This is a genomic window from Brucella sp. GW823-FHT04E01 (assembly GCF_058796175.1).
Window position 1 is genome coordinate 1,002,800 of sequence record NZ_JBXAIK010000001.1, and the last position, 12,263, is coordinate 1,015,062.

Below are 12,263 nucleotides of genomic sequence, written 5' to 3' on the forward strand. Positions count from 1 at the left end.
CGGCGACCGGTCAACCCAAAGGCTGCAACCGGAGCCGGAGCGGGGGAAATCAGCCGTGTTTCGGCTTGGATGTCGATTGCCGGATATGCAGTTCCGGTTTGATAAGTTCCTGCATCGAAGAAACCTCGACGCCGTTGAGCTGGTCCAGCAGTGCGCGAGCGGCACGGCGTCCCACTTCACGCTGTCCGTTCCAGACGGTCGTCAGCGCTGGCGTTGCGATCGCCGCTTCCTCGAGATCGTCATAGCCGGTCACGGAAATGTCCTCGCCCGGCACCAGCCCGGCGCGAGCAATGCCGTTCATCAGGCCGATGGCGGTCAGATCGTTCCAGCAGACCGCAGCCGTCGGCTTGTCTTTCAGCGCCAGAAATTGCGGCGCGACTTCAAAGCCGCCCTGCTTCGTGCGCGGCCCGGCAATGCGCCAGTCGGGGCGAACCTCGAGCCCGGCCTTTTCCATGGCCTGCACATAGCCGCGATAACGGTCACGGCCCGTCGAGGTCTGGTCCGTACCGCCGATCATCGCGATGCGCGTATGACCGAGCGAAATAAGGTGATTGGTGGCAAGGCCGATACCATAGGCATCGTCACCCCGGAAAACCGGCGCATGAACACCCTCGACGCTACGCGCGATCAGCACGACCGGCAGGCCGTTATCTTCCGCAAGCTGGATGTCTTCCGGCGGCGTGCCGATAGCGGGCGACATAATGACCCCATCCGCGCCGAGCTGCAAAAGCGTATCCATGAAGGTGCGCTGTTTTTCGAGCTGATCGTAATGGTTGGACAGGATGAAGGTCTGCCGCGACCGGTCCAGTTCCGTTTCGATGGATTTGAGAATTTCCGCGAAGAACGGATTCATGATGTCATGCACCACGACGCCGACAATGCCGGAGCGTGAGGTGCGCAGGCTCGCAGCGCGACGGTTATAGATATAACCGATGGCGCGGGCATGTTCCTTGATCTTCTCGCGGGTCTGGTCGGCAACGAGGGGACTGTCGCGCAAAGCGAGCGAAACTGTGGCTGTCGAAACACCAAGCGCATCCGCGATGGTCGATAGCTTTATTTTCTGGGCCAAGTCGCCTCCCCAAAATGGTCCGTGCCGCAGTCGGAGACGCGGCCGCAACCTGACAAGGTGAGACGCGACCGTTCGTCTTGCGAACGGTTATGCCATTGCAAACCTTGAATTGGAAGCATTTTCGATAGCACGCATCTTGAAAAGTGTTTCACGGTTTCCCGCCAAGATACGCGTCAAAACAAATAGTTAGAGCTTGATAAGCGACAGGCCTATTCCACGTCGTCCTCTTCAAGCACTTCCGTTTCAGGCTCATCGGGAATGCGCGTGACGCCGCGAAGCGCAAGATTGCTCTCCATCCGGCTCAGCATCTTGAGGAAGGTCTTGCGATCTTTCTTGTCGAGCCCCTTCAGCATGTCCTTTTCAGTCTTGCGAATGGATTTCTCGATCGCCTTGATAGTCTCGAGACCGGTCTGCGTCAGATAGACATGCGACTGGCGCTGATCGGTCTCCGAGGCGCGCTTTGCCACAAACCCCTGCCCCTGCAGACGCGCAATGGTTTTGGTGATGGTCGGCGGACGCACACCCAGCCGCTGTGCAAGCACGCCCGGCGTCAGTCCGTCTTCCGCAGCCAGCTGCAGCATGACTGCATCCTGCCCTGCATAGAGCCCCTGTTCCAGAAGCCGCGTGGCCAGCACCGTCCGCGACAGTCTTGCCACGGATTGCAGCCGGTAAAGTACAACCGCCTTATTGTCCTTGCTCATCGCCACCTCGCCCTTGTTGGCACTTTGATGCGCATCCCGAAAAGCATCCAATGGTTTTCGGACAAGATACGCTGTTCAAAATAAACCAGTTGCTGTCGCCTGATCGATAGTCCCATCCATTCATATATCGTAAAATATTGTCCGACTTATGAAACAACAAGGCCCGGTTGCTGTCATGGCTAACGGACGTTACGCTCTGGGGCTCCATGAAATGAAAAAAGCGAGGAAAACATGACCGATCTGCGCGATCAAAACAGCGACATGATTGTCGTTCTGCCCCTTGGCGCTCACGAACAGCATGGGCCTCATTTGCCGTTTGAAACGGATACGATCATCGCCGAAGGCATTGTCGCGCGTGTCAGCGATGCGCTGCCTGCCGAGTTGAACGTCAATTTCCTGCCTGCACAGCCGGTCGGCTATTCCATCGAACACATGGATACGGAAGGGACCCAGAGCCTCGCCTTCGCCGAGGCCGTGAACCAGTGGATCGGCATTGGTGAAAACCTTCACGCTGGCGGCATTCGCAAACTGGTCATGCTGAACGCGCATGGCGGAAATTCGCCATTGATGACAATTGTCGCAACCGAACTGCGCACGCGGCTCGACATGCTGGCGGTCGCCACAAGCTGGACCCGCTTCGGCCTGCCGGAGGGCCTGATTACGCCGGAGGAAAAAGCGCTCGATATTCATGGCGGTTTCATCGAGACATCGGTGATGCTGGCGCTGCGCCCCGATCTGGTGGACATGTCGAAGGCACGCAATTTCTCCAACGCCCAGTCACGTTACGCCGAGGAATTCAAGTTCCTGCGCGCCTATGGCCCTCATGCCTTCGGCTGGAAGATGCACGATCTCAACCCGGAAGGGGTTGCTGGCAACGCTGCTGCCGCAACGGCAGAAGCCGGGGAAAAGCTGATCACCAACGCGGTGACGGGCTTTATCGAACTGCTGCGCGATGTCGACAGGTTCGATCTCGCCCGGTTCGAATTGCAACGTCTCGCCAATCAGGCAGGTTAGACACTGCAAGGCCCGTGTTCCAACTGGCGTGAATGTGATTAGGCGAATGTAATATTATAGCATTGCATATGGCATTCACGCTGCCCTTCCCTTATATGAATTGTCCTATCCGAGGTTTCGGTGCTGTGCCGCTCGCGCTGGCCGCGCACTGGCCATCCCGGACCACGATTTCAAAAGGCCACAACTTCAAGAGGCATAACCATGAGCCAGGCTGAAGCCCAAACCGAAGCTCCGTCTGAAACCAAGACGACCACTGAAGCTGGCCGCATTCCCGTGACCGTTCTGACCGGTTATCTGGGTTCGGGAAAGACCACTCTTCTCAACCGTATCCTGACCGAAAATCACGGCAAGCGTTACGCCGTGATCGTCAATGAATTCGGCGAGATCGGCATCGACAACGACCTGATCGTCGAGTCGGACGAAGAAATCTATGAAATGAACAATGGCTGCATCTGTTGCACCGTGCGTGGCGACCTGATCCGCGTGGTGGAAGGCCTGATGCGCCGTCCGGGTCGTTTCGACGCCATCGTTGTGGAAACGACCGGCCTTGCCGATCCGGTTCCGGTTGCGCAGACCTTCTTCATGGATGATGACGTGCGCGCCAAGACCGGTCTCGACGCCGTTGTCGCCCTTGTCGATGCCAAGCATCTGCCGCTGCGCCTGAAGGACAGCCGCGAGGCGGAAGACCAGATCGCCTTTGCCGATGTGGTGCTCATCAACAAGACCGATCTCGTGACGCCGCAGGAGCTGGCGGCCATCGAGGCGACCGTTCGCGCCATCAATCCGCATGCCATCATCCACCGCACCGAGCGCGCCTCCATTCCGCTCGACCGCGTGCTGGATCGCGGCGCCTTCGACCTGAAGCGCGTTCTGGACAACGATCCGCACTTTCTCGACCATGATCATCCCGATCACGTATGCGGACCGGATTGCGACCATGATCATGACCATCATGGTCACGACCATGGACATCATCATCATGCGCATGATCACGATCATCATGACCACCATCACGACCATGACCATGTGTGCGGTCCCGACTGCGATCATGACCATCACCACGATCACGCCTCACCGATCCATGATGTGACGGTGAAGTCGGTGTCGCTCAGGGCTGGTGAAATCGACCCGGCGAAATTCTTCCCGTGGATTCAGAACATCACCCAGACGCAAGGACCGAACATTCTGCGCCTCAAGGGCATCATCGCTTTCAAGGACGATCCGGACCGCTATGTGGTGCAGGGCGTGCACATGATCATCGAAGGTGACCACCAGCGTGCCTGGAAGGAAGACGAAAAGCGTGAAAGCCGCCTCGTCTTCATCGGACGTGAACTCGACCCCGCCGCCCTGAAGGCCGGCTTCGAAAACAGTCAGGCCCGATAAAGCGCTTCCGGTTCTGTTCGAACCGGGAAATGCTCTATCTGTCCATTTTTATGCATTTCCAGTAGAACTGCGCCAAGCATTTGCTGGAAATGCTTTTATCAATAGAGCGCATCCCGAAAAGTGTGAAACGGTTTTCGGATATGATGCGCGTTAAAACAAACAGTTAGAGCGCCGATCTGATTCAATCAGATCGAAACACGCTCTAGAACAATACCGGAAGCCGATGCCTACAGTAGCTCCGCTCGACCTTGAAGGTCATTGTCTTTATGCGCGCTTTGTCGGCGGCATTCCCTTCTTCGCAATGGCCGATGGCTCGATCCATCAGCTCAACAACGGCAGCAAGACATCGGCAGCCCATGACGGACTGTTGAGCGCGACCGTTTCCGTTGACGGAAAGTCGCTCATCACTGGCGGCGAAGACGGTCGCGTGTGCCGTACCGACGCCGATGGGACGGTAACTGAACTTGCGAAGATCCCGCGCAAATGGATGACCGCCGTGGCAGCAGGCCCCGGCGGAACTGTCGGTTTTGCATCGGGTCGCACCGCCTGGGTGCGCACGTCTGACGGCAAGGTGCAGGAATTTGCGCAGGAACGCAGCGTCGAAGGCATTGCCTTTGCGCCAAAGGGCCAGCGGCTGGCGATTGCCCGCTATAATGGTGCAACCCTGATCTGGACCGGAACGGCGGCGAAGCCTGTCGAACTGGAATGGAAAGGCGCACATATCGGCGCAATCTTTTCACCCGATGGTCGCTTCCTCATCACCTCGATGCAGGAAAATGCCCTGCATGGCTGGCGTCTCGAAGATACAAAGCACATGCGCATGACCGGCTATCCGGCCAAGGTGAAAGACTGGTCGTGGAGCGCCAAGGCCAAGTGGCTGGCCACCTCCGGCGCCCCGGCAGCAATCGTCTGGCCTTTTGCGGGCAAGGACGGCCCGATGGGCAAGGCTCCTCTGGAACTCGGTCTTCGTGGCGATAGCATGGTGACATCCGTTGCCTGCCATCCGGTCGAGGACATTGCAGCCATCGGCTATAATGACGGCATGATCCTGGTTGCTCGTTTCGCCGACAGCAAGGAAGTTCTGCTGCGCCGCCCCGGCAAGGGCGCAATCACCAGCATGGGCTGGGATGAACAGGGCCAACGCCTCGTCTTCGGCTCCGAGGCCGGGGATTGCGGTGTGGTTTCGATAGCGGATTAGAGCGCATCCCGAAAAGTGTGAAACGGTTTTCGGAAAAGATGCGCGTAAAAACAAATGATTAGAGCGCCGATCTGATTCAATCAGATCGAAACGCACTCTAATTCCTGAACAGAAGCCGCAGGTCGCGGGGGGAAACAGTCCAATGGACTGATTCCCCGTTTCATCTACACAAGCAGACTGCTTGCAGATCCTCAGACCTGACCGTTTCGTTTGGCACGAGCCATACCGAAAAGACCCGAAATCACCAGCGCAACACCGACGCCCATCACCCCATAACCCAATGCATTCGACGTTATGTCGGTCTGATTGGCAGAGGCAATGGCTGCGGCAGCTTCCGACGCGCCAGAGCCACCAGCCCTGGCATCCATCATCGCGACCATGCCGGGCTCGTTGCATTTCGGCAGCAACGACGATTTGGCATCGGCATTATCACCATAAATATTCTGGATGATTTGTTCGCAGCGCTGTTGATCCGCGCTGGAAACAGACGAACCACTGGCTTGGTAATAAAACCCGCCTGCCACAAGAGCCGCACCAATTACGGCCATCAGGACAGAAGAACCTTTAGCACTTCTTAGAATCATACGATTTCCTTATTTAAATCTAGAGTTGCTAATAGACCATACCAACACCGGACCAACAATCGTAATCGATCTTCAGCGGTTTTATCCTGTTCATACAGGAGGAAGAGAATTTCAGTATGCTTTCACGTCGTTCTATTGTCCTCGGCGGAGTATCGGCAGTCTTTTCGACAAATCTGTTCGTTGAAAAGACTTCTGCGGCGCTCCCTTCGGTGGAGGCTGAGCCGTGGGCACAAAAGCTGATTGCGGCAGCGGAAAGCCAGGTGGGAACGACGGTTCACTATGACCCCGCCTATACGCAGCTGAAATATCCCGGCGGGGACGTTCCTCTCGATCGAGGCGTCTGCACCGATGTCATCATCCGCGCCTATCGGCAGGGGTTGAATGCGGACCTGCAGGCCTTGGTCCACAACGATATGCGGAAAGCTTTCAGGCAATATCCGAGAAACTGGGGCCTGAAGCGCCCCGACCCGAATATCGACCACCGTCGCGTGCCGAACCTTGCCGTATTTTTCAACAGGAGCAAAGCGGCCTTACCGGTTACAAAAGTTGCTGAGGATTATCGTCCCGGCGATCTCGTCGCGCAGATGCTTCCGGGAAACCTGCCGCATATAGCCATCGTTACACAGCGCTATAATGCCGAGGGCACACGTCTGTTGGTTGTTCACAATATTGGTGCGGGAACCCGGATTGAAGACCGGCTGTTTGAGTTTCCCATTACCGGTCACTTTCGCTACCGCGCAGATGCATGATCGCGAAGCCCGATCAGGGAAACTGACCGGGCTTCAATCAAGTCGATATTATTGTCCGCGTCTTGCAACCGCAGGCGCACCATCTGGTCCGAGCGATGCCACCCATTGAGTGATGGCGGCGATATCCTTTTCACCCAGCATATGATCCGCATCGATGGTGCGGGCATCGACGCGGGCACCACCTGAGCGCAGAAGTGCGGAAAGCGCTGGCGCAAACGGTGAATAGAGCTTGTCCTCTTCGCCTGTGATGGTCAGAACGCGCGCCTTGCTCAGATTGGCGACAGGGGCGTTATCCAGAACCGGCATCGAGCGCATCAGAATGGCGCGCTTCACCAGATCGGGGTGCAGCATCATGGTTGCAGCCAGAAGATTGGCGCCGTTCGAATAGCCCACGAAAGTTGCGTGGGTGAGGTCGAGGTCCTTGTCATCGGCCAGACGCGTCAAAAAGGTCACGAACGCATTGGCTTCGAGCTTCACGTCCTTCTGGTCGAACTTGACCGGCGAGATGCGCTTGTACCAGCGTGTACCGCCATCTTGCATCACGCGACCGCGAATGCCGAGCAGTGTGGCGCGCGGCCAGATCTTGGAAGCCAGCGGCACAAGGCTGGTTTCATTGCCACCCGAACCGTGCAGCAGAATAACCAGTTCATTCGAAGCATTTTCCGGCTTGTAGAAGCGATGAATGAACTGCTTGCTGCGCGAAAAATTCTGTTCCGGGGTCGTTTCCGTATCCATTTTCTTCTCGCGCATTGTCACGCCTTCACCCAGCTTGGGAGCGCCCTGCTCTTCTTTCATCGATGCAGCAATAGCGCTCAGAACCTTGCCCTGACCGTTCGTCGAAACGGGCTGTCCTTCGGCCAGAGCCGAGCCGGCCGCCACCGTGAATGCAGCTGCCGCCAAAGCGGCAATAAACATCTTCTTTACCATGATCTCAATATAGCCAATGAGACGTTAACGAAGGTTTGAAGGCAGCTCTTCCCGGGTGCGTCCCCACCCCTGCCGGCGATAATCACATGACCCGACACATCTCTCCGAAATCGCCCATGCTTTTGCAGGAAGCGCTTTCGGGATGCGCTAATGTAATGCCGTTAACAGCAGAGTTTTAGCGAGAATATGGCAGAATGCACGAAAAGTTACATTGTGTTACAATTCTGTTACGCCTTCACGCGATCTCAACAATGCGTGAACAACATCGTGTTCGCAAATTATCCATGCTTTTGACGCCTTTACGTGGGATCGTATCTGCAAGAGCAGGCTAATCGTTTTGGAAGTGGGAGAGACCATGAGCAGCTTCAAACCCGGGCGTTTTTCATCCGCCCGTCTCACTTATGATGCGGTGACGCCCAAGAGCCTCTATCTGAACCGTCGCAACTTCATGGTCGGCGCGGGTGCACTGGCCGCGGCTGGTGTTGCATCAACCGCCTTTGCCGAACCGCTCAAGGCAAAGGCCTCCGCCTATCAGGTGGATGAAAAGCTGACGCCGCAGGACGCTGTCACGACCTACAATAACTTCTATGAGTTCGGCACGGACAAGAGCGATCCTTCCGCCAATTCCGGCAGCTACAAGCCGCTGCCCTGGAAGCTCACCGTCGATGGCCTCGTGAAACAGCCGAAGGAATTCGACATTCAGGAACTGATTGCCAGGATGCCGCTTGAAGAACGCATCTATCGGATGCGCTGCGTCGAGGCATGGTCGATGGTCATTCCGTGGATCGGGTTTCCGCTCGCAAGCCTTCTGTCGCAGGTGGAGCCGCTTGGTTCCGCCAAATACATCGCCTTTACCGGCGTGGTGCGACCGGAAGAAATGCCGGGCCAGACCGGCCTCTTTCAGGTTCTCGACTGGCCCTATATCGAGGGTCTGCGTCTCGATGAAGCCAATCATCCGCTGACGATCCTTTCGGTCGGCCTTTACGGCGAGACATTGCCCAATGCGAACGGCGCGCCGATCCGGCTCGTGGCGCCCTGGAAATACGGTTTCAAGGGGATCAAGGCGATCACGAAGATCAGCTTTGTCGAAAAGCAGCCGCCAACCTCATGGCAGCAGCAGGCCGCTAACGAATATGGCTTCTATGCCAATGTGAATCCGGAGGTCGATCATCCGCGCTGGAGCCAGGCGACCGAACGGCGTATCGGCGAAGGCGGCTTTTTGGGTTCGGGCCGCCGCCCCACCTTGCCGTTCAACGGTTATGGCGAGGAAGTCGCCTCACTTTATGCGGGCATGGACCTGAAGGTGAATTACTGACATGGCAGCAGCGGCCCAGACAGGCAAAAAGAAGACAGTTCGTCCCGGTGAATGGAAGATCTGGCTGCTTTATGCGGTCGGTTTCGTTCCGGCAGTCTGGACGTTCTATCTGGGCGCAAGCGGCAACCTTGGTGCCGATCCGGTCAAGACTTTCGAACACACGCTTGGCCTGTGGGCTCTGCGCTTTCTCATTCTGACCCTCATGGTAACGCCGATCCGCGACCTGACCGGCATGGCTTTTCTGCGCTATCGCCGGGCGCTCGGCCTGCTCGCCTTCTATTATGCGCTGATGCACTTCGCCACCTATATGGTGCTGGATCAGGGCCTGAACATTTCCGCCATTGTCACCGATATCGTGCGGCGGCCTTTCATCACCATCGGCATGATCAGTCTGGTCCTGCTGGTGCCGCTGGCGCTGACCTCCAACAACTGGTCGATCCGCAAGCTCGGCCGCCGCTGGAACAGCCTGCACAAGCTGGTCTATGTCGCAATCGCTGGCGGCGCGATCCATTTCATCATGTCGGTGAAAAGCTGGCCCGCCGAACCGGTCATCTATGCCGGGATCGTCAGCGCACTGCTTCTATGGCGTCTGGTGCGTCCGCACGCCCGCAACCGCAAGCCTGTTTCCCGCCCGCGCGGCGAAGCAATGGCAGTAAAGAAATAAGCCCTGACACACCAATAACTTTCTACGGTTTCTAATGTAGAAACTTAAATTTACTATTCTAACCGTTACCCCATGACATAGGGATGCAAATCATGTCAGTATCCCGCCGATTTCCGCACACAGAATAATTCCTGGCAGCGGCAACCGACGAATACGGAATGCATATGTCATCTCTCCTGAAATCGGCTCCCGTCCGCATCGCAGGCAAGTTCGTCTTCATTTTATTCGTCCTTATCTTTGCGATATGGGCCAGCTTTGCCATGTGGTTCCAGTTGCCCTTCGGCGATGCCATGCGCGGATCGATCATCGCCGTCTGGCTTCTGATCGCTCTGGGCGTGATTGCAGGCGAAAGACATTACAGCTGCTGGCGCAGGCGACTGGTCTTCTGCCTTCTGGCGCTGGTGATGCTCGGGGCATGGTCCACAGTCCGCCCCTCCCTCAACCGCATCTGGGCGCCCGACGTCGCCCGCACGGTGACGGGAAAGATCAATGGCGACATCGTCACCCTTTCCAATGTCCGCGATTTCACCTGGCGAACGACAGAAGATTTTACGCCCAACTGGAAAGAGGAAACCTACGACCTCAGCAAGATTGCGACGGTGGACGTTTATCTGTCCTATTGGTCGGGCCCGGCAATCGCCCATACGCTTCTGTCATTCGGCTTCGAGGATGGCCGTCATGTGGTCTTTTCCGGCGAAATCCGCCGCGAACACCATGAAGTCTATTCGCCCATCGCCGGTTTCTTCCGCAAATATGAGCTGGCGATGATTGCCGCCGAAGAGCAGGACATCATTTATCTGCGCACCAATGTCCGCAAGGAAAACGTCTATCGCTACCGCGTGAAGCTGCCGCCGGTGGGCGCGCGCGAACTTTTCCTGTCCTATGTCGAGCTTGGCAATGAGCTGGCAGAGCAGCCGAAATTCTATAATACGCTGACCGCAAACTGCACCACGATCATCTTCCACATGGCGCGGGTGCTGGATCCGACCTTCCCGTTCGACTACCGCATCCTCCTGTCAGGCTACCTGCCCGGTTATCTGTACGATCACGGCTGGATCGAGAATGGCGGCACGCTGGAGGAAGCACGCAAACGCGCGTCAATCGACGCAAGAGCGCTCGCGGGTGGACGGGACGGCTTTTCGCAACGTATCCGCGAATAAAAAAACCCGCCGAAACCGAAGCTTCGACGGGGTTCGCATCGATATGAAGAAATTACACCGCAGCGGTGATGATGACTTCAACCTTGTAGTCTGGCGTTGCCAGCGCTGCTTCGCCGGTGGCGCGGGCAGGCGTGTGAGCCGGATCGACCCATGCATCCCAGACAGCGTTCATTTCGCCAAAATCCTTCATGTCGGCGAGCCAGATGATGGCCTGAAGGATCTTGGTCTTGTCGGAGCCCGCTTCCTTGAGAAGGCGGTCCACCTCGACCAGAACGGCCTTGGTCTGTTCGGTAACGCTGGCGCCCGGATTTCCCACCTGACCGGCGAGATAAACAGTGTTGCCGTGAATGACGGCCTGGCTCATGCGCGGGCCGACTCCAATGCGACGGATGCTCATGGTGAACTCCTCTCAATAATGCTCTTCTGCGGGACCAGTCCCGCATGTGAAAATGTTGCGCATCCTTATTAAAGCCCTAGTCTGCTTTGGCAATGCCAATGCCGGTCCGAATGATGCAATTTCAGTAAAAAGAACATTTCCAGCAAAAGTGCGAAGCGGTTTTGCGTGAGGATAATGCTACGAAACAAATACTTGGAGCAGTTCCAGCGACACCGCTCCAACTGGAACCGCTCCGAAGAGGAGGACAGCCATGTCGGAACCACTCGCCGAGATTTATCGCGACTATATTGCATGCCTGAACCGGCAGGACTGGGACGACCTCGGACTTTATGTGCACGAGGAGGCCATTCACAATGGCAGACCTTTGGGGCTTGGCAGCTATCGCACGATGCTGGAACAGGATTTCGAGGCGATTCCCGACCTGCGCTTCAACATAGAATTGCTTGTCAGCGAGCCGCCCTATATTGCCAGCCGGCTTCAGTTCGACTGTACGCCGAAAGGGCTACTGTTCGGCCTCCCGGTCAACGGCAAACGGGTCCGGTTCGCAGAGAATGTTTTCTATGAGTTCGAGAATACGCTCATAAGGAAAGTCTGGTCAGTCATCGATAAGGCTGCGATTGAAGCACAGCTGTGATCATATCAAGCATGTCTTTTTCCCATCATAGCGGGATCAGAAATCAGTCCAGTGGACTGATTTCCCCGTGAAGGCGGTTCCCACTTTTGGAAGACAAGCTTTAGCGCCCGTCACCATTGACTCTTTGCCCCCCTCCCCCTATAAGCCGCGTCACGTTCGCCCGTGCGGTTTTACGGATGGTTTTGTGCTGTCCGTCGCAAGGGACAAGAACCAGCTCCTGTTCAATAGAGCGTGATCCCGAAAAGTGGAAAACAGTTTTCGGACAAGATCGTGTTCAACGGAAAAACAGAATCAAGAAGGGCCGCACACCGCGGTATTAAATAAATGAAGCGCACTTACCAGCCATCCAAGATCGTCCGCAAGCGTCGTCACGGTTTCCGTGCACGCATGGCAACCACCGGCGGCCGCAAGGTTCTCACCGCTCGCCGTTCGCGCGGCCGTAAGCGGCTTTCCGCTTAATCTTTTCCC

General features: G+C 56.6%; 14 protein-coding genes. 9 read left to right on the forward strand and 5 right to left on the reverse strand.

The genetic code is table 11. The features are described 5' to 3' along the window. Positions 1-49: 49 nt before the first annotated feature. Entirely contained in the window at positions 50-1,069 is a 1,020-nt protein-coding gene (locus tag AC1RHM_RS04940; protein ID WP_006471199.1) for a LacI family DNA-binding transcriptional regulator, read from the reverse strand. Between the two features lie 209 nt (positions 1,070-1,278). After that, entirely contained in the window at positions 1,279-1,770 is a 492-nt protein-coding gene (locus AC1RHM_RS04945; protein WP_012091455.1) for a MarR family winged helix-turn-helix transcriptional regulator, read from the reverse strand. 231 nt (positions 1,771-2,001) lie between these two features. Between AC1RHM_RS04945 and AC1RHM_RS04950 the strand changes: the two genes are divergently transcribed. From AC1RHM_RS04950 to AC1RHM_RS04960, 3 genes are all read left to right on the forward strand, one after another. After that, positions 2,002-2,784, forward strand: a complete 783-nt coding sequence (locus AC1RHM_RS04950; RefSeq protein WP_010659442.1) for a creatininase family protein — start codon at positions 2,002-2,004, stop codon at positions 2,782-2,784. Positions 2,785-2,985: 201 nt separating this feature from the next. Beyond that, positions 2,986-4,167 (forward strand): CobW family GTP-binding protein, encoded by a 1,182-nt coding sequence (locus AC1RHM_RS04955; protein ID WP_010659441.1) that lies wholly within the window; start codon positions 2,986-2,988, stop codon positions 4,165-4,167. A gap of 223 nt (positions 4,168-4,390) precedes the next feature. Further along, positions 4,391-5,365, forward strand: coding sequence for a WD40 repeat domain-containing protein (locus tag AC1RHM_RS04960; protein WP_010659440.1), 975 nt, complete (start codon positions 4,391-4,393; stop codon positions 5,363-5,365). Between the two features lie 191 nt (positions 5,366-5,556). Here AC1RHM_RS04960 and AC1RHM_RS04965 read toward each other — a convergent pair whose 3' ends face one another. Next, positions 5,557-5,949, reverse strand: a complete 393-nt coding sequence (locus AC1RHM_RS04965; protein ID WP_050897434.1) for a hypothetical protein — start codon at positions 5,947-5,949, stop codon at positions 5,557-5,559. Positions 5,950-6,065: 116 nt separating this feature from the next. Here AC1RHM_RS04965 and AC1RHM_RS04970 point away from each other — a divergent pair, with 116 nt between their 5' ends. Continuing rightward, positions 6,066-6,698, forward strand: a complete 633-nt coding sequence (locus AC1RHM_RS04970; RefSeq protein WP_010659438.1) for a DUF1287 domain-containing protein — start codon at positions 6,066-6,068, stop codon at positions 6,696-6,698. 48 nt (positions 6,699-6,746) lie between these two features. Here AC1RHM_RS04970 and AC1RHM_RS04975 read toward each other — a convergent pair whose 3' ends face one another. Continuing rightward, on the reverse strand, positions 6,747-7,625 hold the full coding sequence (locus tag AC1RHM_RS04975) for an alpha/beta hydrolase (protein ID WP_010659437.1): 879 nt from the start codon (positions 7,623-7,625) through the stop codon (positions 6,747-6,749). Positions 7,626-7,980: 355 nt separating this feature from the next. Here AC1RHM_RS04975 and msrP point away from each other — a divergent pair, with 355 nt between their 5' ends. From msrP to AC1RHM_RS04990, 3 genes are all read left to right on the forward strand, one after another. Further along, positions 7,981-8,940 carry a protein-methionine-sulfoxide reductase catalytic subunit MsrP gene (msrP, locus tag AC1RHM_RS04980; RefSeq protein ID WP_010659436.1) on the forward strand — a complete coding sequence of 320 codons (960 nt, stop codon included), beginning with the start codon at positions 7,981-7,983 and terminating at the stop codon, positions 8,938-8,940. A 1-nt stretch (position 8,941) separates the two neighbouring features. Further along, positions 8,942-9,604: a protein-methionine-sulfoxide reductase heme-binding subunit MsrQ gene (gene msrQ, locus AC1RHM_RS04985; protein ID WP_010659435.1), complete on the forward strand. Its 663-nt coding sequence runs from the start codon at positions 8,942-8,944 to the stop codon at positions 9,602-9,604. Between the two features lie 164 nt (positions 9,605-9,768). Beyond that, on the forward strand, positions 9,769-10,764 hold the full coding sequence (locus AC1RHM_RS04990; RefSeq protein ID WP_010659434.1) for an Lnb N-terminal periplasmic domain-containing protein: 996 nt from the start codon (positions 9,769-9,771) through the stop codon (positions 10,762-10,764). A gap of 52 nt (positions 10,765-10,816) precedes the next feature. Here the strand turns inward: AC1RHM_RS04990 and AC1RHM_RS04995 are convergent, their stop codons facing one another. Continuing rightward, positions 10,817-11,161 carry a RidA family protein gene (locus AC1RHM_RS04995; RefSeq protein WP_010659433.1) on the reverse strand — a complete coding sequence of 115 codons (345 nt, stop codon included), beginning with the start codon at positions 11,159-11,161 and terminating at the stop codon, positions 10,817-10,819. A gap of 250 nt (positions 11,162-11,411) precedes the next feature. Between AC1RHM_RS04995 and AC1RHM_RS05000 the strand changes: the two genes are divergently transcribed. Both AC1RHM_RS05000 and rpmH read left to right on the forward strand, forming a co-directional pair. Beyond that, positions 11,412-11,795: an ester cyclase gene (locus tag AC1RHM_RS05000; protein WP_010659432.1), complete on the forward strand. Its 384-nt coding sequence runs from the start codon at positions 11,412-11,414 to the stop codon at positions 11,793-11,795. Positions 11,796-12,119: 324 nt separating this feature from the next. After that, entirely contained in the window at positions 12,120-12,254 is a 135-nt protein-coding gene (gene rpmH, locus AC1RHM_RS05005) for a 50S ribosomal protein L34 (RefSeq protein WP_010659431.1), read from the forward strand. Positions 12,255-12,263 lie beyond the last annotated feature (9 nt).

What these genes read in the sequence shown, in the direction of transcription:
- AC1RHM_RS04945 (WP_012091455.1), bottom strand. Translation starts at nt 1,770, where the DNA reads ATGAGCAAGGACAATAAGGCGGTTGTACTTTACCGGCTGCAATCCGTG.
- AC1RHM_RS04950 (WP_010659442.1), top strand. Translation starts at nt 2,002, where the DNA reads ATGACCGATCTGCGCGATCAAAACAGCGACATGATTGTCGTTCTGCCC.
- AC1RHM_RS04955 (WP_010659441.1), top strand. Translation starts at nt 2,986, where the DNA reads ATGAGCCAGGCTGAAGCCCAAACCGAAGCTCCGTCTGAAACCAAGACG.
- AC1RHM_RS04960 (WP_010659440.1), top strand. Translation starts at nt 4,391, where the DNA reads ATGCCTACAGTAGCTCCGCTCGACCTTGAAGGTCATTGTCTTTATGCG.
- AC1RHM_RS04965 (WP_050897434.1), bottom strand. Translation starts at nt 5,949, where the DNA reads ATGATTCTAAGAAGTGCTAAAGGTTCTTCTGTCCTGATGGCCGTAATT.
- AC1RHM_RS04970 (WP_010659438.1), top strand. Translation starts at nt 6,066, where the DNA reads ATGCTTTCACGTCGTTCTATTGTCCTCGGCGGAGTATCGGCAGTCTTT.
- AC1RHM_RS04975 (WP_010659437.1), bottom strand. Translation starts at nt 7,625, where the DNA reads ATGGTAAAGAAGATGTTTATTGCCGCTTTGGCGGCAGCTGCATTCACG.
- msrP (WP_010659436.1), top strand. Translation starts at nt 7,981, where the DNA reads ATGAGCAGCTTCAAACCCGGGCGTTTTTCATCCGCCCGTCTCACTTAT.
- msrQ (WP_010659435.1), top strand. Translation starts at nt 8,942, where the DNA reads ATGGCAGCAGCGGCCCAGACAGGCAAAAAGAAGACAGTTCGTCCCGGT.
- AC1RHM_RS04990 (WP_010659434.1), top strand. Translation starts at nt 9,769, where the DNA reads ATGTCATCTCTCCTGAAATCGGCTCCCGTCCGCATCGCAGGCAAGTTC.
- AC1RHM_RS04995 (WP_010659433.1), bottom strand. Translation starts at nt 11,161, where the DNA reads ATGAGCATCCGTCGCATTGGAGTCGGCCCGCGCATGAGCCAGGCCGTC.
- AC1RHM_RS05000 (WP_010659432.1), top strand. Translation starts at nt 11,412, where the DNA reads ATGTCGGAACCACTCGCCGAGATTTATCGCGACTATATTGCATGCCTG.
- rpmH (WP_010659431.1), top strand. Translation starts at nt 12,120, where the DNA reads ATGAAGCGCACTTACCAGCCATCCAAGATCGTCCGCAAGCGTCGTCAC.